This is a genomic window from Planococcus sp. VCh962 (assembly GCF_057748275.1).
Window position 1 is genome coordinate 148,165 of record NZ_JBYLHS010000004.1, and the last position, 19,412, is coordinate 167,576.

At 45.4% G+C, this 19,412-nt stretch carries 19 protein-coding genes; 15 read left to right on the forward strand and 4 right to left on the reverse strand.

The genetic code is table 11. From position 1 onward, the window contains the following. Positions 1-101: 101 nt before the first annotated feature. From rpoN to AC3AQ9_RS13340, 7 genes are all read left to right on the forward strand, one after another. Positions 102-1,418, forward strand: coding sequence for an RNA polymerase factor sigma-54 (rpoN, locus tag AC3AQ9_RS13310; RefSeq protein ID WP_488307982.1), 1,317 nt, complete (start codon positions 102-104; stop codon positions 1,416-1,418). A 245-nt stretch (positions 1,419-1,663) separates the two neighbouring features. Beyond that, entirely contained in the window at positions 1,664-3,571 is a 1,908-nt protein-coding gene (nagE, locus tag AC3AQ9_RS13315) for an N-acetylglucosamine-specific PTS transporter subunit IIBC (RefSeq protein WP_488307983.1), read from the forward strand. A 124-nt stretch (positions 3,572-3,695) separates the two neighbouring features. Continuing rightward, entirely contained in the window at positions 3,696-4,880 is a 1,185-nt protein-coding gene (gene nagA, locus AC3AQ9_RS13320; protein ID WP_488307984.1) for an N-acetylglucosamine-6-phosphate deacetylase, read from the forward strand. Further along, positions 4,861-5,601 carry a glucosamine-6-phosphate deaminase gene (nagB, locus tag AC3AQ9_RS13325; RefSeq protein ID WP_488307985.1) on the forward strand — a complete coding sequence of 247 codons (741 nt, stop codon included), beginning with the start codon at positions 4,861-4,863 and terminating at the stop codon, positions 5,599-5,601. The genes nagA and nagB overlap by 20 nt, the downstream gene beginning before the upstream one ends. Before the next feature lie 5 nt (positions 5,602-5,606). After that, positions 5,607-6,329: a GntR family transcriptional regulator gene (locus tag AC3AQ9_RS13330; RefSeq protein ID WP_488307986.1), complete on the forward strand. Its 723-nt coding sequence runs from the start codon at positions 5,607-5,609 to the stop codon at positions 6,327-6,329. Positions 6,330-6,351: 22 nt separating this feature from the next. Next, positions 6,352-6,618, forward strand: coding sequence for a phosphocarrier protein HPr (locus AC3AQ9_RS13335; RefSeq protein ID WP_488307987.1), 267 nt, complete (start codon positions 6,352-6,354; stop codon positions 6,616-6,618). A gap of 6 nt (positions 6,619-6,624) precedes the next feature. Next, positions 6,625-7,359 carry an SIS domain-containing protein gene (locus AC3AQ9_RS13340; protein ID WP_488307988.1) on the forward strand — a complete coding sequence of 245 codons (735 nt, stop codon included), beginning with the start codon at positions 6,625-6,627 and terminating at the stop codon, positions 7,357-7,359. Between the two features lie 71 nt (positions 7,360-7,430). On the opposite strand, the gene AC3AQ9_RS13345 is transcribed toward AC3AQ9_RS13340, so the two are convergent. Continuing rightward, positions 7,431-8,366, reverse strand: coding sequence for a DNA-3-methyladenine glycosylase family protein (locus AC3AQ9_RS13345; protein WP_488307989.1), 936 nt, complete (start codon positions 8,364-8,366; stop codon positions 7,431-7,433). A 184-nt stretch (positions 8,367-8,550) separates the two neighbouring features. Here AC3AQ9_RS13345 and AC3AQ9_RS13350 point away from each other — a divergent pair, with 184 nt between their 5' ends. Then, positions 8,551-9,102 carry a GNAT family N-acetyltransferase gene (locus AC3AQ9_RS13350; RefSeq protein ID WP_488307990.1) on the forward strand — a complete coding sequence of 184 codons (552 nt, stop codon included), beginning with the start codon at positions 8,551-8,553 and terminating at the stop codon, positions 9,100-9,102. Between the two features lie 148 nt (positions 9,103-9,250). Here AC3AQ9_RS13350 and AC3AQ9_RS13355 read toward each other — a convergent pair whose 3' ends face one another. Further along, positions 9,251-9,427 carry a CsbD family protein gene (locus AC3AQ9_RS13355; protein WP_488307991.1) on the reverse strand — a complete coding sequence of 59 codons (177 nt, stop codon included), beginning with the start codon at positions 9,425-9,427 and terminating at the stop codon, positions 9,251-9,253. 158 nt (positions 9,428-9,585) lie between these two features. Here AC3AQ9_RS13355 and AC3AQ9_RS13360 point away from each other — a divergent pair, with 158 nt between their 5' ends. From AC3AQ9_RS13360 to AC3AQ9_RS13375, 4 genes are all read left to right on the forward strand, one after another. Beyond that, a complete protein-coding gene (locus tag AC3AQ9_RS13360; protein WP_488307992.1) occupies positions 9,586-10,197 on the forward strand; it encodes a 3'-5' exonuclease in 612 nt (203 codons plus the stop codon). Positions 10,198-10,321: 124 nt separating this feature from the next. Beyond that, positions 10,322-11,044 (forward strand): ABC transporter ATP-binding protein, encoded by a 723-nt coding sequence (locus AC3AQ9_RS13365; RefSeq protein WP_488307993.1) that lies wholly within the window; start codon positions 10,322-10,324, stop codon positions 11,042-11,044. After that, on the forward strand, positions 11,044-12,066 hold the full coding sequence (locus AC3AQ9_RS13370) for an ABC transporter permease (protein ID WP_488307994.1): 1,023 nt from the start codon (positions 11,044-11,046) through the stop codon (positions 12,064-12,066). The genes AC3AQ9_RS13365 and AC3AQ9_RS13370 overlap by 1 nt, the downstream gene beginning before the upstream one ends. 80 nt (positions 12,067-12,146) lie before the next feature. Then, positions 12,147-12,905: a class I SAM-dependent methyltransferase gene (locus AC3AQ9_RS13375; RefSeq protein ID WP_488307995.1), complete on the forward strand. Its 759-nt coding sequence runs from the start codon at positions 12,147-12,149 to the stop codon at positions 12,903-12,905. Between the two features lie 110 nt (positions 12,906-13,015). Here the strand turns inward: AC3AQ9_RS13375 and AC3AQ9_RS13380 are convergent, their stop codons facing one another. Both AC3AQ9_RS13380 and AC3AQ9_RS13385 read right to left on the reverse strand, forming a co-directional pair. Beyond that, positions 13,016-13,372: a DUF1801 domain-containing protein gene (locus AC3AQ9_RS13380; RefSeq protein ID WP_488307996.1), complete on the reverse strand. Its 357-nt coding sequence runs from the start codon at positions 13,370-13,372 to the stop codon at positions 13,016-13,018. Positions 13,373-13,384: 12 nt separating this feature from the next. Beyond that, positions 13,385-13,906: a helix-turn-helix domain-containing protein gene (locus AC3AQ9_RS13385; RefSeq protein WP_488307997.1), complete on the reverse strand. Its 522-nt coding sequence runs from the start codon at positions 13,904-13,906 to the stop codon at positions 13,385-13,387. A gap of 174 nt (positions 13,907-14,080) precedes the next feature. Here AC3AQ9_RS13385 and AC3AQ9_RS13390 point away from each other — a divergent pair, with 174 nt between their 5' ends. The 3 genes from AC3AQ9_RS13390 to AC3AQ9_RS13400 all read left to right on the forward strand — a co-directional run bounded on the left by AC3AQ9_RS13390 (position 14,081) and on the right by AC3AQ9_RS13400 (position 19,404). Next, positions 14,081-15,385, forward strand: coding sequence for an MFS transporter (locus AC3AQ9_RS13390; protein ID WP_488307998.1), 1,305 nt, complete (start codon positions 14,081-14,083; stop codon positions 15,383-15,385). 25 nt (positions 15,386-15,410) lie between these two features. After that, on the forward strand, positions 15,411-16,394 hold the full coding sequence (locus tag AC3AQ9_RS13395) for an ornithine cyclodeaminase family protein (protein WP_488307999.1): 984 nt from the start codon (positions 15,411-15,413) through the stop codon (positions 16,392-16,394). 229 nt (positions 16,395-16,623) lie between these two features. After that, entirely contained in the window at positions 16,624-19,404 is a 2,781-nt protein-coding gene (locus tag AC3AQ9_RS13400) for a sensor domain-containing phosphodiesterase (protein WP_488308000.1), read from the forward strand. Positions 19,405-19,412 lie beyond the last annotated feature (8 nt).

Below are 19,412 nucleotides of genomic sequence, written 5' to 3' on the forward strand. Positions count from 1 at the left end.
TAATAATAAAATTAGAATATTCCGACCCCTGTATAGTAATGTGCTGCTAAATACCCTCAAAAAGCATTTTAAGAATAGTGAAGTTGACGAGGAGGCTAATTATGGAACTTGTTCTTCATCAAAAACAAGAGCTTAATTTGTTTATGACGTATAAGTTAAGGCAAGCTATTGAACTTTTACAGTATTCAACTTATGATTTATATCAATATTTGATGGAGCAAGAAATGGAAAATCCTTTAATCGAATTGAAAGAGCATAAAAATTCCAAGCTTTATGAGGGGAAAGTGAACAAGAACGCAAACCCGGCAAATGCATCCGCTTCTGCAATTGAATTACAACAAAGCAAAGAAGCGTGTATGAGAGATCAGTTGATGCAGCAAGCCAGGATATTATATAAAGATTTACATGATTTAAAAGTGATGGAATTCATTATTTATAATTTGGATGACAATGGATACCTGCGTTTCTCTGAAAATGAAAAAGAGTTTTCATCAAAGTTCAATGAAAGCGATATCAGCAGAGGCATTCAACTCCTGCAAGCGGTCGGTCCAGCCGGAATCGGAGCAAGGAATCTAAAAGAATGCCTGCTGCTTCAGATAAATGACGAATTTCCGGATAAAGAGCTGGTGGAATGCCTTCTTGAAAATTTCTTAGAGGCCTTGGCCAATAAAAAATGGGAAGGCATTGCGGCTAGTCTCGGCATCACTTTAGGGAAAGTCAAAGAAATCCATGAAGTGATGATGGCCCTTAATCCCAGACCCTGTTCGTTTATCTCAGATTTTTCAATTCAATATGTAAATCCTGATATCATTGTGCAACACAATGGGAAAGGGCTTTCTTTTTATTTGAACGATGGTTATTTGCCTGAAATCCATTTTAACGACCAGTATTCAGCCTTGCTGAACCAGGACGATGAGACAGCCAAATATCTTCAGGAAAAATACAAAAGCTATCAATGGCTGGTTAGCAGCATCGAAAAACGGCGCCAGACAATCCATAAAATCATGCAAGTGCTCATAAAAAAACAGCAGCGTTTTTTTGCAGACGGCTTTATTGCATTAGATCCTTTGACGTTGAAGGAAGTTGCGAAAGAAATAGGGATGCATGAGTCGACGGTGAGCAGAGTAACAATGAACAAATTTATTCAAACACCTAAAGGGACTTTCGAACTTCGTGCATTATTTACATCTAAACTGGAAACTTCAGAAGGCAATGCCATCTCTCAATCAAAAGTGAAAATGCTTTTAAAGAGTTTGATAGAAGGGGAGAATAAAAGCCATCCTTTATCTGATCAAAAAATTACGGATTATTTTAATGAGGAAAAAGGCATTAAGGTATCGAGACGCACCATCAGCAAATATCGGGAAGAAATGAACATCCCTTCTTCAAGCAGAAGAAAGGAGCTAACTATAAAGTGAGGATGCATCTGAATAATGAACACCTTCTGAATCGAATTGATGGTTATTTATTCGACGGACTTCAGGAGGTGTTTTTGTTTGTGCCAAAAAACAATCGGCTTGCCTGCAAATTCTTTCAAAACCTGTCTGGGGGAGAAAAAAGAAAACGCATACATTTTTTTGTGTTAAAGCTTGAATTGGTATAGACATCTATACACATTAACTTTATAGTAAAATTAAGACTAAGAAAAAAGAGGTGGATGAATGTGTTCAGTTTTTTGCAGAAAATAGGGAAATCATTGATGTTTCCAATCGCGACTTTGCCGGCAGCAGCCTTGCTTTTGCGATTCGGCCAGGACGACTTGCTTGGCATTCCGTTCTTATCAGCGGCGGGAGCAGGAATCATCGATAACTTAGCTATCATTTTTGCCATCGGGATCGCTTTCGGGCTTGCCCATGACAGCAACGGTGGAGCGGCGCTCGCAGGTGCCATTGCCTACCTGGTATTGACGTCCGCAATTGTGACGATCAATGAATCGATCAATATGGGAGTATTTGCGGGGATTCTTTCGGGGATTATCGGAGGGCTTTTATACAATAAATTTTATAATGTGAAATTCCCCGCCTGGCTGGCGTTCTTTGGAGGCCGGCGATTTGTCCCGATCGTAACAGCAGCTACTATGACGGTTTTAGCCGGAATTCTGGGTTATGCATGGCCGCCGGTCCAGGAAATGATTGACGGCGCTGGCGACTGGATTTTAAACGCCGGCATGTTTGGAGTTGGAGCGTACGGTTTCTTGAACCGTTTGCTTTTGCCGACTGGTTTGCACCATGTAATCAATACGATTGTCTGGTTTGATTTTGGAACGTTTACTGATGCCACGGGAGAAGTTGTGCGCGGTGAAATCAATCGTTTCTTAAAAGGAGATCCGACAGCCGGTCCTTTCCTTTCCGGATTCTTCCCAATCATGATGTTCGGGCTTCCGGCAGCTTGTCTGGCGATGTATGCAGCGGCTAAAAAAGAACGCAAAGCAGTTGTCGGCGGCTTGCTGTTCAGTATCGCCTTCACATCTTTCCTGACAGGAATCACAGAACCGATCGAATTCTCGTTCATGTTCTTATCTCCAATCCTGTATGTTGTCCATGCTTTACTGACAGGCGTATCGATGATGATTGCGTATGCGCTGGATGTCCACCATGGCTTCGGATTTTCCGCAGGAGCCATCGACTATATACTCAATTACGGACTGGCGACGAATCCGCTTGTGCTCTTAGTAATGGGCCTTGGAACCGGAGTCATCTACTTTGCAATTTTCTACTTCCTGATTGTAAAACTGGATCTGAAAACGCCTGGGCGTGAAGACGAAGACGTTGAAAACGGCAATACAGATACGGGCAATAAAGGAATTGATATCAGAGCTTACCACACCATCGAAGCACTTGGCGGCAGCGACAACATTGCAGCAGTTGATTACTGCACTACGCGTTTGCGCCTCACTGTCAAAGATGCGGATAAAGTAAGCGAAAAAGACTTGAAGCGCCACGGGGCAATGGGTCTGATGAAAATCAACAAAACGAACGTCCAAGTGGTCATCGGCACAGCGGTTGAGTTCTTGGCGGATGCGATGAAAAACCGCTTGGCAAACGGCAACCCGACACCAGAAAGTCTGGACGTGCCAGTTGAAGAACAATCAGCGGAGCCGGAATTGGTAAAAGAAATACGTGCTGAAGATTTTGCCATGCCGATAGATGGGAAAATCATTCCATTAAGCGAAGTGCCCGATGAAGTATTTGCAAAAGAAATGATGGGGCCAGGTTTTGGCATCATTCCTTCAGGCAACACGCTTTATTCACCGGTTGATGGACGGGTTGTCACGGTATTCCCGACGAAACATGCCATTGGCATTGTGACGGATACAGGAATCGAAATCTTGATCCATGTTGGCCTGGATACTGTGAAACTGAACGGGGAAGGCTTTGAAACATTAGTGGAACAAGGCCAGCTAGTCCAGCGCGGAGATGCGTTGCTGAAACTGAACCTTACTTATCTTGGAGAGAATGCACCATCTGTTGTAACACCGGTCATTTTCACAAACCTAACCGGCCAGGAACTAAAGGTATTGAAAAAAGGTCCACAGAATCAAGGCACGGTCTCCATCTTAAAAATTCAATAATGATCGAGAAAAACTTTGAATAGAGAAGCTTTATTCCGCTATTAGAAGTAAATCCGATCAGACAATATAAAACCAGGAATGTCATCCGTGATTTTCCTGGTTTTTCGTAAGGAGAGGCATTTTAATGAAGAAAACCATTTTAATTTCCAATATCACGATTGCTGATTCAACGGCAGAAAGCTTTATTGGCGAGCTGTTACTGGAAGATGGGAAAATCAAGGAAACAGCCCGGTCGCTTTCAAAAAAAGCGGATATCCACATCGATGCATCCGGCAAGAATTGGACAGTGGTTCCAGGTTTTATTGATGTGCATATCCATGGAGCTGCCGGCTTTGATGTAATGGATGCAACAGCGGAAGCACTTAGTGGAATGGCAAGTTCATTGCCGAGAGAAGGTACGACGTGCTTTTTAGCGACAACGATGACACAATCAGAAGAGGCAATCTCAAAAGCATTGCAAAACGCCAGCTTTTTTCAATCGGAAGAAACGCAGGCAGAAATGGTGGGCATTCATCTGGAAGGGCCTTTTATTTCAGAGAAACAGCCGGGCGCGCAGCCGGTTGAACACATCATTCCACCTTCTGCAGCGCTTTTTCAGAAATGGCAGAAGTTGAGCGGAAACCGCATTAAACTGGTGACCATGGCTCCGGAAACAGAAGGCGGCATCCGTTTTATTGAACAAGTGGCAGCAGATGGCGTACGGGTGTCTATCGGACATTCAGATGGCACTTGGCAGGAGATGCAGCAGGCGCTTCAGGCAGGAGCAAGCCATGTAACACATCTCTACAATCAAATGAGCCCGTTTCATCACCGGGATCCGGGAGTCGTTGGAACAGCTCTGACAGAGAATCGCTTATCAGTGGAAATCATTGCTGATTTTATCCATAGCCATCCGAAGTCAGTTGAGCTGGCTTTCCGGCAAAAAGGGGCAGAACGCCTCATTTTAATCACCGATGCGATGCGGGCAAAAGGGCTTGAACCCGGTATATATGATTTGGCAGGGCAAGACGTCCTAGTCACCGAAACAGATGCGCGCCTTAAAAGCGGGGCTTTGGCTGGAAGCATTTTGACGATGGACACCGCATTGAAAAACGTCCAATCGTGTACGGGCTGTTCGATTTCTGAACTCGTGGCGATGACATCTTCGAATGCCGCAAAAGAGCTGGGCTTATCCAATAAAGGCAGCATTAGAGCGGGGAAAGATGCGGATCTTGTCATTTTAGATGAAAATCTGGATGTCCAAATGACTATTTGCCGGGGAACGATTGCATACATCAAGGAGGGACATCATGAATATAGAAATAGTTGAAAATTACGATGAAATGAGCAAGCTCGCTGCTGAAATAGTGGAAAAGCAGGTCGTGAAAAATCCACGTTCAATTTTAGGGCTGGCTACCGGTTCTACACCGATGGGACTTTATGAAAAAATGATAGAGGGATACAAGAACCGCGAAATCTCGTACAAGCAAGTCCGAACCATCAATTTAGATGAATACCTGGGGCTGAACCGAAATCACCCGAACAGCTACCACAGCTTCATGTATGAAAATTTATTCAAGCACTTGGATATTCAGATGCGCAATACATATTTGCCGGAAGGACAGGCTGCTTCCGTAGATGAAGAATGTATGCGCTACGAGGCACTCCTCGACCGGATCGGGCCCGTGCATCTGCAGATTCTGGGCATGGGAACGAATGGCCATATCGGCTTTAACGAACCGGGGACACCTGAAGACAGTCTGACGCATTGCATCGAACTGGATGAATCGACCCGAAACAGCAATTCCCGCTTTTTTGATTCATTGGATGAAGTGCCAACGCATGCGATTACAATGGGAATCGAATCAATTTTGAAAAGCGATAAAATACTTCTGCTGGTATCAGGGAAAGAAAAAGCACAAGCGGTAAAAACCTTGATGGAAGAACCGATAAGTGAAGATTTTCCAGCTTCATTTTTATGGAAACACGAAGACGTAACGTTTATTGTGGACCGGGATGCTTATCATCTGGTGGAAACAGAAAGGCAGTGAATGCGGTGCTAGACAAACAGTCGCACATACCGATGTATGTCCAAATTGAAGAAGAGCTGAAGCGCCGGATCGAACGGGGCGAATTTCCTATTGGGACAGCCATCCCATCGGAACGTGAATTAACAGAGCTGTTTGGCGTTAGCCGCATGACCGTGCGTCAGTCTGTCACCAATTTGGTGAACGAAGGTTTACTGTATCGGGAAAAAGGCCGTGGCACGTTCGTGGCTTCGCCAAAAGTCGAGCAGCCTTTAAACGGTTTGACCAGTTTTACCGAGGACATGAAAGCGCGGGGATTGACACCGAGAAACAAAGTCATTAATTTTGAAAAGGGGTTGCCCGAGCCGGATATTGCCAAGGAACTTCAGTTAGAGGACAGCGAGGAAGTGTACACAGTTGAGCGGATCCGCTATGCCAATGAAAAACCGATGGCGATTGAACGGACATATCTCCCGGTCAAGCTGTTCCCACAGCTCCGTGAAGATGCACTTGCCGGATCGCTGTATTCCCTTATTGAACAAGAGCAGCAACTGGCAATCAGCCACGCTTCGCAGCGGATGGAAGCGGCGCTCGTTAAACAAGAGGAAGCGGAACTGCTGCAAATCGGCATGCCGTCGGCCATATTGATCATCGAAAGAGTCAGTTATTTGGCAAGCGGCATTCCTTTTGAGGTGGTCCGCAGCACCTACCGGGCAGACCGCTATAAATTCATCACCGAAATCCAACGTTAAAAAGACGAAAAGGAGAATGAACATGATTGAAAAAAACTATACTATTACCAGCGATGAAGGGCTTCATGCACGCCCGGCTTCACGGCTTGTCCAAATCGTGTCGCCTTTTACTTCCGAAGTAAAGCTTGAATTCAAAGATAAGCAAGTTAACATGAAATCGATTATGGGTGTCATGTCTCTTGGCATCTCAAAAGGCAAGGAAATCAAAATTATCGCAGACGGCAAAGATGAAGAAAAATTAATGGCCGCTGTCGATGAATTGATTGTAGGCGAAGGTCTGGGAGTTTAAGCAGCTATGCTGAATTCTTATTTTGAGAAGGTACGGGAAAGACTCGCGCTTGTTGAAGAACAGGAAAAAGCGGTGATGATGGAAGCGGCCGGGAAAGTGGCAGCTGCTATTCAACGCGGCGGCATTATTCAATTGTTCGGCTGCGGCCATTCCCATATCCTGGCCGAGGAAGTTTTCTACCGGGCAGGCGGGCTCGTGCCGGTCAAGCCGATTTTCATCGAACCGCTGATGCTCCATGAAGGCGCCGCCCGCTCCTCCCGATTGGAGCGGAGAAATGGCTTTGCTGAAGAACTGCTCGAGCAACAGGATTTCCGGCCGGAAGACGTCGTCTTTGTGATGTCCACTTCCGGGCGCAATCCCGTACCGATTGATTTTGCGCTGGCGGCCCGTGAAAAAGGTGCTTTCGTCATCGGCCTCACATCACTCGAATACGCAAATAGCCAGCCTTCAAGACACCAAAGCGGCAAGCATTTGCATGACGCGGCAGACCTCGTTATTGATAACCATTCGGTAGCAGGCGATGCTGTCCTCGAAGCGGAAAATGTCAAAGTGCCTTTTGGCCCGACTTCGACCGTAGTGGGGGCAGTGATCTTGAACGCCATTTTCGCTGAAGCCATTCAGCAAATGGCCAATAATCATTTCGAACCGCCTGTGTTCCTTAGTGGCAATATCGATGGCACCGACGATCACAACAACCGGCTGATTGAAAAATACCGGGAGCGGATTGCGGCGTTGTCTTAAATTGAAAACCCTCAGCCTTTTTATAAAGGCTGAGGGTTTTTTTGAGGAGAGTGTGATTCAAGCCGGCTTTGTTAATACAGCAGCCGCCACAGATAAAATGTCGCGTAGGCTTCCCAATTTTTCCACGAAACAGCAGCGTCCAGAACTTCCTTTTTGGTCGGTTTGCGGTCAAGCGCCATCTGCAATTTGAGGGCATTAATCAGCCCGACATCATCGATGGGAAACGCAGTCGGAAAGCGGAGACAGCGCATCAAAACATAATTGGCGGTCCAAGGGCCGATACCGCGGATTTGGATCAATTCTTTTTCAATCTGTTTGAAATCTCCCAATGCCATCAATTTTGCTTTCGACAGCGCGCCATTTGCCATCAAGTGAGCCACACCGATAATGTATTCGCTTTTCTTCACGGTCATTTTGATGTCGGCTAAATCGGCAGGTTGCAGTTTAGCGATCTCTTCATAAGAAGGAAAAATCCAATATACGTGTCCGTTGTATTCAACGGATTCTCCGAACTTCTCGACAAATCGGCGTTTCAGCGTGTAGGCATAACCCAAATTGATTTGCTGTCCCAAAATCCCCCAGCACAGCGCTTCGAATAAATCCGGGAAGCCAATATTGCGCAAACCATAGAAATCACTGACGGTTTGTTTCAATAGAGGGTCTTGCTGCGCCATCTCGTAAAAAAGAGTGAGGTCGTTATCAAGATCGAACCAGTTGCGGATATAAGCAGCAACCGCATTCTTGTTTTCAGGTTTGATGCCAGTCAGAAAATGAACGTGTAAAAACCGGTTATCGGGGCAAGTGATCTGGAACAGGGTTCGTTCTCCGCCAACATCAAGCGCCCGCGTAATCGTTCCATCTTTAACCGTATACATGCATTCTTTCGGGTTGCGTTGCATATAAGCTAGATTCATACCGAAATCGAAAATCTCCGGCAATTCAATCGTCAATTCCTCTAGAGTATCCAAGCAGCGTCCTCCTTTCGGTTGTTCTTTTATTAACAGCATAACAAAGCAAGGCGGTAAAATATTGAATGTGCATAAAATAAGGCGAACGCAAATAAACCTTAGCTGAACGCAAATAAAACAAATTAAACGCAAATAAATCCTCGCTGAACGCAAATAAAAATTTCTAAACGCAAATAAACCTCCGTTATGCTACGATATAAAGTAAAACTAAGGGGGAATTGGTATGTTTATACATAAAATTGACGAAGATTTAGCCTTGAAATTGCCTGAAATAGAAGATGCAAAGCGGATTTTCGAATTGACCGACAGTTCGCGTGACTATTTGAAAGAATGGCTTCCTTGGCTCGATTTCACAACCAAACTGGAAGATACCCAAGACTTTATTAAAACGGGAAGAGGCAACTATGCAGAAGGCAAAACCTTGAATGCAGCAATCCTCTTTAAAGGAGAAATTGTCGGGATGGGCGGTTTCAATAACATCAACCAAGCGAACAAAACGGCTTATATCGGCTATTGGCTTGCCCCAGAATATCAAGGGCACGGCATCATGACGCGCGTCGCAAAAGCATTCACTGAGTATGCACTGAATGAGCTGAAGCTCAATAAAGTGGAAATCCGTGCGGCTGTCGGTAATCAGAAAAGCCGCAGTATTCCGGAACGTCTTGGCTATGTACAAGAAGGCACAATTCGACAAGCGGAATGGCTGTACGACCATTACGTAGACCATGTCGTCTATGGCATGCTTGCAGAAGAGTGGAATAAAGAGAAACTTTAATCAGTGGATGCTCTTCCCACTGACCGTTAAAACGGGATAAAGAGAAGCTTAATCAGTGAGGGGTTTCATCCTTCACTGATTGTTTGTTGAATCAATCGGACCGGTAAAGCGGAAAGGAAATAAAAAAATCCGGCAGTTAAGCCGGATGTTAAGAACCGCGTTTTAATTTTCCGATGGTTTTTTGGAATTTGCCTTTGGTTTTGTCCACCTTGCCTTCACTTTGCATCCGTGAATTGTCTGTAGCATTACCTACTTGATCTTTGACCTCACCTTTGGTTCTGCTGACAACGCCTTTCAGTTTGTCTGAAAATCCTCCACGGGCCATTTTTGATTCCTCCTATAGATTTTCTTACTATTTGTATAGCACCATAACGGAAATTTTAAACGTTTTCCGGTACAATAAAGAGAAACTTCAATCAGTGGTATTTTTTCGCTGATTGTCCGTTATAGTGAGACAAAAGGAGCAACGAAAGGAGGGTCGGCATGGACAAGCGAGATCCAAGACAGATACTCGAGCAGAAAATGCGGGAGACCCGGCCAAAATGGACGAGAAACCAAGCGCCGAGCCCGAAGAAGTACAAACCGAGCAATGAGCTGGTAGAAAATTATGTTGTCCTGGATTTTGAAACGACCGGCCTGCGGGCAGGAAGCGATAAAATTATTCAGATTGGTGCGGTGAAATACATCGGACACAATCGTGAAGATACCATGTACCTCTTGATCAACCCCGAACAATACATTTCTCCGACCATTACGCGCATCACCGGCATCACCAATGCAGATGTCCAGGATGCACCAACCATCGAAGAAGTGGTGGACGAATTAATCGAGTTTATCGAGGGTCTGCCAATTGTTGCGCACAACGCCCCGTTCGATATGGGCTTTTTGTACGCACTCGACAAGATTGCGCCAATTCCGGAATACACGGTGATCGATACCGTTAAACTGGCGCGGAAAGCTATCCGCGAAACACCGAACCATAAGCTGGGGACTTTAGCGCAGTATCTGCAGCTTGAGCACAATGCCCATGATGCCTTAGGCGACTGCCTGGTAACAGCAGAAATCTATCAGTATTGTGTCAGCCGAATAAAATAATGAAACAGCGATCTCCTTAAGGGAGATCGTTTTTTTATTGCCCTAGCAGCTATGAATCAAATTGAAAAAGAGTAAAATACAAGGTATTAATGCATTCGTTTTTTCTGAAATGGAGGGCTTGTCCATGAACGCCAGCATTGAATTGAAAAACGTCAGCAAAAGTTTCGGCAAGAAAACGGTGCTGCAGGAAATCGATTTGTCGATTGAAGAAGGCCGGATATACGGATTGATCGGCCCATCGGGATCGGGGAAGACGACCTTGGTGAAAATGATTGTCGGCATCGATGCACCAGACACCGGTACGGTCCGGGTGCTGGATGTGAAAGTCCCGGATCTGGAATTGCTGAAGGACATCGGCTATATGGCGCAGTCCGACGCTTTATATGCGGAACTTACCGGCAAGGAAAATCTGGACTTTTTTGCTTCCTTGTATCCGATGAAAAAATCGGACATGAAAAAGCGCATCGCCTATGCAGCGGATTTGGTCAAATTAACGGATGATCTCAGCAAGAAAGTATCGGCATACTCCGGCGGGATGAAACGCCGCCTGTCGCTGGCTATTGCACTGGTGCACGATCCAAAAATCCTGATCCTCGATGAGCCGACAGTGGGCATCGATCCGGAACTCAGAGTATCCATTTGGAACGAGTTGTTTCAATTGAAAAACAAACAGCAAAAGACCATCCTCATCACCACGCATGTGATGGATGAAGCGGAAAAATGCGATCAAGTGGCGATGGTGAGGGACGGTGCTATTCTGGCAAGCGGAACGCCGTCCGAATTGAAGAACTATTATGGAGCCGCTCAATTAGAAGAAGTTTTTTTAAAAGCAGGGAGGCTGCTGTGATGAGAATTCTCGCATTGGTGCGCCGAATCATCAAGCAAATGCTGCGGGACAAACGGACCTTGGCATTGCTGTTTTTTGCGCCTTTAATTGTTCTGACGCTTATGTACCTCTTTTTCAACGGCAACACTGTCCAGCCGGAACTTGGGATCGTGGGAATCAATGAACCCTTTGCTGCAGCCTTAGAGGATAGGAAAATCGTTGTTATTCCATACGAACAAGCCACGGAAGAAACCATTGTACAAGATGATTTGGATGGATTGCTGGTATCGGGCAACGGCCAGCTGACATTGACCTTATTGAACGATGACCCTACGCTTGCAAAAAATCTGCTGGCACAGGTCAGCCAAACGGTCTTGCTGGCCACAGGGCAAAACCAGGCTATGCAGCTTGAAACGGCTTATATTTACGGCAGCGAAGACACTGAGTTTTTCGATGTGCTGTCACCGGTGCTCATCGGATTTTTTGTCTTCTTTTTCGTGTTTTTGATTTCCGGCATCGGTTTATTGAAAGAACGGGTATCCGGCACTTTGGAGCGTTTAATGGCGACCCCGATCCGCAAAGGCGAGCTGATTGCCGCATATTTAGTGGGGTTCGGGATTTTCGCGGTGATCCAGACCATCATTGTGGTGACGTTTTCGATTACAGTGCTTGATGTGGTGCTGGTCGGCTCGGTCTGGCTAGTATTGCTTACCAATTTACTGCTCGCATTGGTGGCATTGTCGCTCGGCATCTTGCTGTCAACATTTGCGGCTTCTGAATTCCAAATGGTCCAATTTATTCCGCTTGTAGTGGTTCCCCAAATCTTTTTTGCCGGCATTTTTCCGCTCGAAGGGCTGGCGGACTGGCTGCAGGCAATCGGGCGAATCATGCCGATCTATTACGCGGCAGACGCTTTAAAAGCCGTAATGTATAAAGGTCTCGGCTTTGATGAAATCAGCGGAGATTTGCTGGCATTAGTGATTTTCGCTGCGGTCTTTATTGCGCTGAATAATGTTGTTTTGAAAAGGCATAGAAAGTTGTAGAGAAGAATAATGGTTTGTATGTCTTCAAACATCTATTAGAATAGAAGAAGACGGGGCTTACAAATTAAGGGGGAAATGGATTGCTAAATTACTACAGCAAACTATCAACAGAAGTTTATGACTTGGATAAACCGGTCGGCAGTTCGTTCGGCGATATCGAGTATTACCAGGAACGGCTTGGACAAACAAGCGGGAGGATTTTAGAGCCGGCAGCAGGGACGGGGCGGATGCTTATACCGCTGCTTGAAGCTGGCTTTGAAGTGGATGGTTTTGATGTTTCGGCGGAAATGCTCGAAAAGTGCCGGGACAATTGCAGCAAAAGAAACTTGAAGCCAAACTTGTTTGAAGAAAAAATGGAGTCGTTTTCAATAAATCAGCAATACGGTGCCATCATCATCCCGACGGGTACCTTTCTGCTGCTTCATGAGCGGGAACAGTCTTTGAAAGCATTGCGGAACTTCCATCATCATCTGGAAGACGGCGGCAAGCTGATCGTCGACTTGTATGTGCAGCGGGAAATCGAATTAGGGAAAATTTCAACCCGTACATGGGCGCTGGAAAATGGTGAGACGATTACACTGGAAAACAAGAAAGTGGAAGTGGACTGGATTAATCAATACACGGTTTCCCACGGCCGCTACGAAAAGTGGCGTGACGGAAAACTCATCGCCACTGAACTAGAACGCTTCCCGATGCGCTGGTATGGTGTTGAAGAGTTTAAATCAATCTTGGAGCAGACCGGATTCACGGACGTCACCATTTCCGCAGATTACCAATACGGTGAGTATCCGACCAAAGCTGGCGAGTGCATCACTTTCGAAGCGGTAGCAGAGAAATAAATCAGTGTTTTTGGTGAGTTGGGCATAAAATTGAAAACTTGGGCATAACCAGCCGCAACTTGGGCATAAGATAACAAAAAAAGGATGACTCCAGAGAGTCATCCTTTTTGTCATTTCTGATTATGCTCAATTGCTTCCCAAATCAAGTTCTTAAAAGGTTGGGGCTGGATGTCATCCAGCTTTCTGACGCGGATATGGCGCATCTTCGTGCCGTCGCCTTCCAGTAACCCATCACGGTCATCCAGCTGGGCGCCTTGATAAAAACCGAAGTTGATGTGGTTTTTGGCAGTTTGCAAGTAGCACACCAACCCATGACGTGAATAGCTGGGTTTCCCCCATTTGATTTCTTCTTTCATTTGTTCGGAAACCTCAAAAATCAATTGGCGCAATTCAACGGCCATTTTTTGGATATGTTCGGGAAGTTCTTCAATATATTGGTCAACTGCTGGATTTAACTGTGTATTCATCTGGCACTCTCCTTAATTCGTTTTGGATGAGACGACCAGAAAGCGGACGTCCTGTTCGGTCATATTGAACCAGTAATGGGTTTTGCGGGCATCGAACAGCGTTGACTGCTGCTCAGTGAGTTCAAATCGCTGGCCGTCGATTTCCACCGTCAGCACACCTTCCACGACAAAAATAAATTCGTAGCCATTATGGGCAAAGGCACTGCCTTTGTTTTCGCCAGGCTGTAAAGTGACGAGGATCGGGGAAAAATCCGCTTCCTTCACGCCATTCGATAAATCTTTATAATAAAATCGTTCCAACCGGACAGCCAGGTCATCCTGTCCGGTATCGCCAGCTGCAAAAAAAGCGCTCGGGTCTACGTTCAAAGCATCCGAGATTTTTCGCAGCGATTCCAAGGTGACGCTTGATTTTCCACGCTCTACTTGGGAAAGAAAACTGATGGATACACCGGTCTCGTCGGCCAATTCCTTTAATGTCATTTTTCGCTCTTTGCGAAGGCCTTTTAAGGTCGCACCTATTGAACCAGTAGGCATATACATTTCCTCACTTTGTTATGATATCTCGTTTCATCATACCTTACTTGAAAGAATCCCAGCAATGAAAAAACAAATTCTATTGACAGAAAATTTCTAACTGTCTAAAATGGACGGAGGGATGAATTGAAGTGCCACTTCAATTTTAATTATTTCATTCAAGGGGGAAACAGTATGGATAAAAAGCAGACAAGGCGGGTTTTAACGGCAAGTTTAGTGGGAAGTTCGATTGAATGGTTTGATTATTTCTTATATGGAACGATGGCGGCATTAGTTTTTAACCAATTATTTTTTGTCAATGAAGATCCGACAGTCGGGCTGATGCTGGCTTATGCGTCATTCGCACTGTCATTTTTCATCCGTCCTTTCGGCGGCATTATTTTCAGCCATATCGGGGACCGCATTGGCCGCAAGAAAACGCTGGTCATTACGTTAAGCTTAATGGGGCTTGCGACATTTGGAATGGGCTTATTGCCGACTTACCAGGCAATCGGCATTTGGGCTCCGATTTTATTGATCACCTTGCGTTTGGTTCAAGGGCTTGGAATCGGCGGCGAATGGGGAGGGGCGCTGTTGCTTGCGACAGAATATGCTCCGCCTGAAAAGCGCGGATTCTTCGGCAGTATTCCCCAAATGGGTGTAACCATCGGGATGGTAATGGGGACATTGGCTTTATGGGTGATGACGCTGCTTCCAGAGGGCGCGTTTATGGCATGGGGCTGGCGCGTACCGTTTATCCTAAGTGCATTTTTGGTTATTTTCGGATTGTGGATCCGTAAAGGAATCGATGAAACACCGGAATTCAAGAAAGTGCAGGAATCGGGAGAAATTCCGAAATTGCCGATTGTTGATACGTTGAAATACCACTGGCGCGAAGTGCTGATTGCAATTGGCGCAAAAGTGGTGGAGACGGCACCTTTCTATATTTTCGGCACGTTTGTTGTGTCGTATGCCACAACGAATCTTGGATTTTCCCAAACAGCGACGTTGGGATCGGTGATGATCGCAACTGTCATCACGACCATTCTAATACCGGTCATGGGCTCGTTGTCTGATAAGATTGGACGCAAGAAAATGTATATTGCAGGAGCAGTGGCAATGGGGTTATTCGCCTTCCCTTACTTTTGGATGCTGCAGCAGGGCTCGGTGCTGCTGCTTGTAGTCGCGACGATTATAGGACTAGGAATTATTTGGGCGCCGATTACTGCAGTGCTTGGCACGATGTTCTCTGAAATCTTCGACGCCAAAGTCCGCTATACGGGTGTAACGCTCGGTTACCAAATCGGGGCAGCATTGGCAGGCGGAACCGCACCGCTTGTCGCGACGGCGTTACTGGCACGCTTCGATAACTCTTATGTGCCAGTGGCCATTTACATCATCATCACCGCATTGATATCGCTTGCCGCTATTTGGGCAGTCAAAGATTTAAGCGGAAAACAGGCAGCACCGAAAGTGGCGGCCAAAGAAAGCCGCGTGTAAGCCACTTTCTTTAAAGGAGGAAACCATGCTCATCATCAATGAAAAACAGATTCAGGCAACTTATCATATGGCAGATGCCATCCAAGACATCACCGCCATCTTAAAAGCAAAACAGCAAGGCAAAATCAATAATCCGCATCGCACCGTTCTGGATTTCCCCGAACGCCAGGCATCGTCTCTTTACATGCCGAGCGCCGATTTAGCGGGAGATATTGCCGGCGTGAAAATCGTGACGATTTTTCCGGAAAACCCGGCACAAGGAAAGCCGACGACGCAAGGCATGATATTGCTGACGGATGCAACAGATGGCCAGCACGTGGCACTTATGACCGCTTCTTATTTAACTCGTTTGCGCACCGGAGCTTTGAGTGCCATCGCAACCGAATATCTGGCAAGAAAAGACAGTAAAACCCTTACCGTCATCGGCACTGGCGCAATGGCGTTTGAACAAGTGCTCGGCGTGCTGGAAGTCCGTGCGATCGAACGCATCATCCTGGTGAACCGCACCCCTGAAAAAGCACAAGCTTTTGGTGAGAGATTAAAGGCTTTCGGAGTGGATATCCCGTATGAAGTCGAAACGGATGTCCAACAGGCCGTCAAGCAAGCTGACATCATCTGCTGTGCAACGCGTTCCAACGATCCGGTATTTGACGGCCGGGACCTGCAGCCGGGCACCCATATCAACGGAGTCGGTTCCTATTTGCCAAGCATGCGGGAAGTGGATGAAGTTACGGTGTTTCAGACAGACAAAATCGTTGCAGATGATTTGGCAGGAGTTAAAGATGAAGCCGGTGAATTGATTCATTGTTCCCAACATGGGGATTGGTCGTTTGAGAATATTTATGCTGAACTTGGCGAACTCGCTGAAGGCGGTAAAGCCGGCCGTGAATCGGAGCAGGAAATCACCTTCTTCAAATCTGTCGGAGCGGCATATTTTGATCTGGCAGTTGCCAAAGGTGTTTTTGCAAAAGCACAGGCAACGGTTGCAGGAATAGAAGTTGAAATGTAGAAGGAAACTGTCCGTTTATGCGGACAGTTTTTTTATGCATAATCAGTGCAAAAGATGGATAGAATTTTCATTCAATATAACTAAATTTTATGATAGGATATGCAGAAGTATTGTTATAAAAAACAGTATATTTATTCCAAGAAAGTGTTAAAATCAAGAGATATAGGCTATTTATTGGAATTAATCATTAAATCATGCTGATTAACTAACAGAACTGGGGAGCGTATGAATGCGAAAAGAACAAACACGGTATTCTCGGCTTGCGCAAATTACAAAGTTAATAAACACTAAACTCGAATTGAGGGAAGTGCTCGAACATGTAATTACAGCAATTTCTGAAGAAATTGTCCAATGCGATTCAGTGGGCATTTATTTACCGGAAGAAAACGGGGATTTTCGGGGCTACGTTGGAAAACCGGAAATTATAAACGGCATGACGTTGGATATGCATTTTATTGATATGGAATATGATTTATTGGCAAAAGAAGTCATGGAAACAAAGAAAACGATTTATATCCCGGACACTTCCACTGATGGCCGCCCGGATCCGCGGGCTGTCGCAAGTTTCCAGATTAAATCGTTGCTCGGGCTGCCGATTACGTACGAAGATGAATTGTTCGGCCTGGTGTTTTTATTCGACTATGGAACTCCGATGAATTTAAAAGATGAAGAAATCCAGACCGTCGAAGCTTATGTCAATATGGCTGGCGTGGCGATCCGCAATGCCACCAACTTAAGCCGAAAAGAAAACTTGTTGTCGGAAAAGCAAGTGCTGCTTGATTTTACACGTGAACTGTCGATGTGCTCAACGATGAATGAGGCCCTGGATAAATGTTTTACTTATGTCGGAGATGTATTGAATAACTATAACGTGGGGGTGCATTTACTGGATCCGCTGGCTGAGAAAAAAATTCAGCCTGCCAATCTGAGTAAAGACAGCGCCTGGTCAGAAGAAGACTGGTTGGCTACACATACCAAAGCGCCGATTGATCCAGCAAATGATGGGGTGTTCAAGGAAGTCATCCGAACAAAAAAAGCGCTTCTGATTCCCAATGTTTTTGAAGATGATCGGCCGAACCATGAAGTTTGCCGGAATTTCGGGATAAAAGGCATGTTCATGATGCCATTGATTGCCATGGGCGAAGTATTGGGTGCATTGACAATTCCAGAGTTGGAGAAAAATGAACTTTTCTTCAAAGAAGCGGATATGCAACTGGCACAGTCATTAGCGGATGCCACAGCTTCCACTTTGTCCAACCTTTTGTATATGGAGAAGCAGGAAGTCATTATCGAAGAAAGAACTTCTGAAATCCGGATTAAGAATAATGAGCTTGAACGGGTAGTAGCGGAATTGGGGAACCTCAGCCGTGAACGGGAATTGATCCTGAACTCAGCTGGAGATGGACTTTTCGGATTGGATCTTGAAGGAAAAATCACGTTCTGCAACCCGGCAAGCGAATTGATGCTTGGATACGAAGCGGGAGAGCTGATCGGAAAATCCTCCGATGTCATTTTTGGGAAAAAGAAAGCACCTATTTCCGAAACCGCTTATTTCGAGCCTAACCAGCAATTTTTCAAGAAAGACCATACCAGTTTTTCTGTGGAGTATGTTATTTCTTCGATAAAAGACGGCAACCATATTCTTGGTGAAGTGGTGAGTTTTAAAGATATTTCAGAACGCAAGCAATTGGAAGAAGAGATCAAATATCTCGCTTATTACGACAGTTTGACAGACTTGCCAAATCGGGTGCTGTTGAATGACCGCTTAAACCAGGAACTGGCTGCCGCAAAGTATAAGTGCAAAAAAATAGCAGTGATGTACTTGGATCTGGATCGCTTTAAGCTGATCAATGACAGCCTGGGGCATAGTTACGGGGATATTCTATTGCGGGAATCAGCGGAACGCCTAAGAGCCAGTGTTCCGGATGAAGCCGTCGTATCGCGGCAAGGCGGCGATGAATTTACCATTGTGCTGCCGAATGTAAAAAGCAAAAAAGATGTTTTAGCCGTTTTGGAAGATGTGATGGATGCTTTCTCAAGACCATATTCATTAAAAGGCAACGAAGTCTACATTAAAACGAGCATCGGCATCAGCATGTACCCGCAGGATGGCGATACGGCAGAAACTTTAATAAAAAATGCTGATGCCGCGATGTATAAGTCCAAAGAAAGATCCGGGACGTATTACCATTTCTTTGAAAGCGAAATGAGCAATCGGAATCTCGAAAGCATCAAATTGGAAAATGCTTTATACAAAGCATTGGATAACGAAGAATTGGTCATTTACTATCAGCCGCAAATAGACGGCAAGACCAACCAGCTGATCGGGGCAGAAGCGCTGCTCAGATGGGTCCATCCGACAGTTGGCATGATTTCTCCGGTAGATTTTATTCCGATGGCGGAAGAAACGGGGCTGATTATTCCAATCGGAAAATGGGTCCTGAAAAATGCCTGCAGGCAGTTGAAAGAGTGGCATGCTGAAGGGCATACATCTCTAAGCGTGTCGGTGAACTTATCGGGCCGCCAGTTTGAAGAAGACGATCTTGTTTCCATGATCCGGGATATTATAGAGGAATATAAAATCATTCCAGAAAACCTGCACATCGAATTGACTGAAAACCAATTGATCCGAAATACCGAAGTGACCATCAAGAAAATGAAGCAATTAAAAAAGCTGGGTGTGAAAATTGCCATCGATGATTTTGGAACAGGGTATTCATCTCTGGGTTACTTGAAGAACTTCCCGATTGATGCCTTGAAAATCGACCGCTCGTTTGTCCAGGATATTGAACATGACAATGACAATGCGGCCATTACCGATACCATTATTACGTTGGCCCATAACTTGAAGCTGAACGTCATTGCTGAAGGTGTTGAAACCCAGGAACAATTAGATTTTCTGATGTCTAAAGACTGCTACATCATGCAAGGTTTCTTCTATAGCAAACCGGTTGAAGCAAAAGATCTGGCCCGGAAATACTTATCCAACAATAGCAGCACATTACATTAAACCAGGAG

Excerpts from the sequence above, each read along its gene's own strand:
- rpoN (WP_488307982.1), top strand. The coding sequence starts at position 102 with ATGGAACTTGTTCTTCATCAAAAACAAGAGCTTAATTTGTTTATGACG.
- nagA (WP_488307984.1), top strand. The coding sequence starts at position 3,696 with ATGAAGAAAACCATTTTAATTTCCAATATCACGATTGCTGATTCAACG.
- nagB (WP_488307985.1), top strand. The coding sequence starts at position 4,861 with ATGAATATAGAAATAGTTGAAAATTACGATGAAATGAGCAAGCTCGCT.
- AC3AQ9_RS13335 (WP_488307987.1), top strand. The coding sequence starts at position 6,352 with ATGATTGAAAAAAACTATACTATTACCAGCGATGAAGGGCTTCATGCA.
- AC3AQ9_RS13340 (WP_488307988.1), top strand. The coding sequence starts at position 6,625 with ATGCTGAATTCTTATTTTGAGAAGGTACGGGAAAGACTCGCGCTTGTT.
- AC3AQ9_RS13345 (WP_488307989.1), bottom strand. The coding sequence starts at position 8,366 with ATGCTGTTAATAAAAGAACAACCGAAAGGAGGACGCTGCTTGGATACT.
- AC3AQ9_RS13350 (WP_488307990.1), top strand. The coding sequence starts at position 8,551 with ATGTTTATACATAAAATTGACGAAGATTTAGCCTTGAAATTGCCTGAA.
- AC3AQ9_RS13355 (WP_488307991.1), bottom strand. The coding sequence starts at position 9,427 with ATGGCCCGTGGAGGATTTTCAGACAAACTGAAAGGCGTTGTCAGCAGA.
- AC3AQ9_RS13360 (WP_488307992.1), top strand. The coding sequence starts at position 9,586 with ATGGACAAGCGAGATCCAAGACAGATACTCGAGCAGAAAATGCGGGAG.
- AC3AQ9_RS13365 (WP_488307993.1), top strand. The coding sequence starts at position 10,322 with ATGAACGCCAGCATTGAATTGAAAAACGTCAGCAAAAGTTTCGGCAAG.
- AC3AQ9_RS13370 (WP_488307994.1), top strand. The coding sequence starts at position 11,044 with ATGAGAATTCTCGCATTGGTGCGCCGAATCATCAAGCAAATGCTGCGG.
- AC3AQ9_RS13380 (WP_488307996.1), bottom strand. The coding sequence starts at position 13,372 with ATGAATACACAGTTAAATCCAGCAGTTGACCAATATATTGAAGAACTT.
- AC3AQ9_RS13385 (WP_488307997.1), bottom strand. The coding sequence starts at position 13,906 with ATGCCTACTGGTTCAATAGGTGCGACCTTAAAAGGCCTTCGCAAAGAG.
- AC3AQ9_RS13390 (WP_488307998.1), top strand. The coding sequence starts at position 14,081 with ATGGATAAAAAGCAGACAAGGCGGGTTTTAACGGCAAGTTTAGTGGGA.
- AC3AQ9_RS13395 (WP_488307999.1), top strand. The coding sequence starts at position 15,411 with ATGCTCATCATCAATGAAAAACAGATTCAGGCAACTTATCATATGGCA.
- AC3AQ9_RS13400 (WP_488308000.1), top strand. The coding sequence starts at position 16,624 with ATGCGAAAAGAACAAACACGGTATTCTCGGCTTGCGCAAATTACAAAG.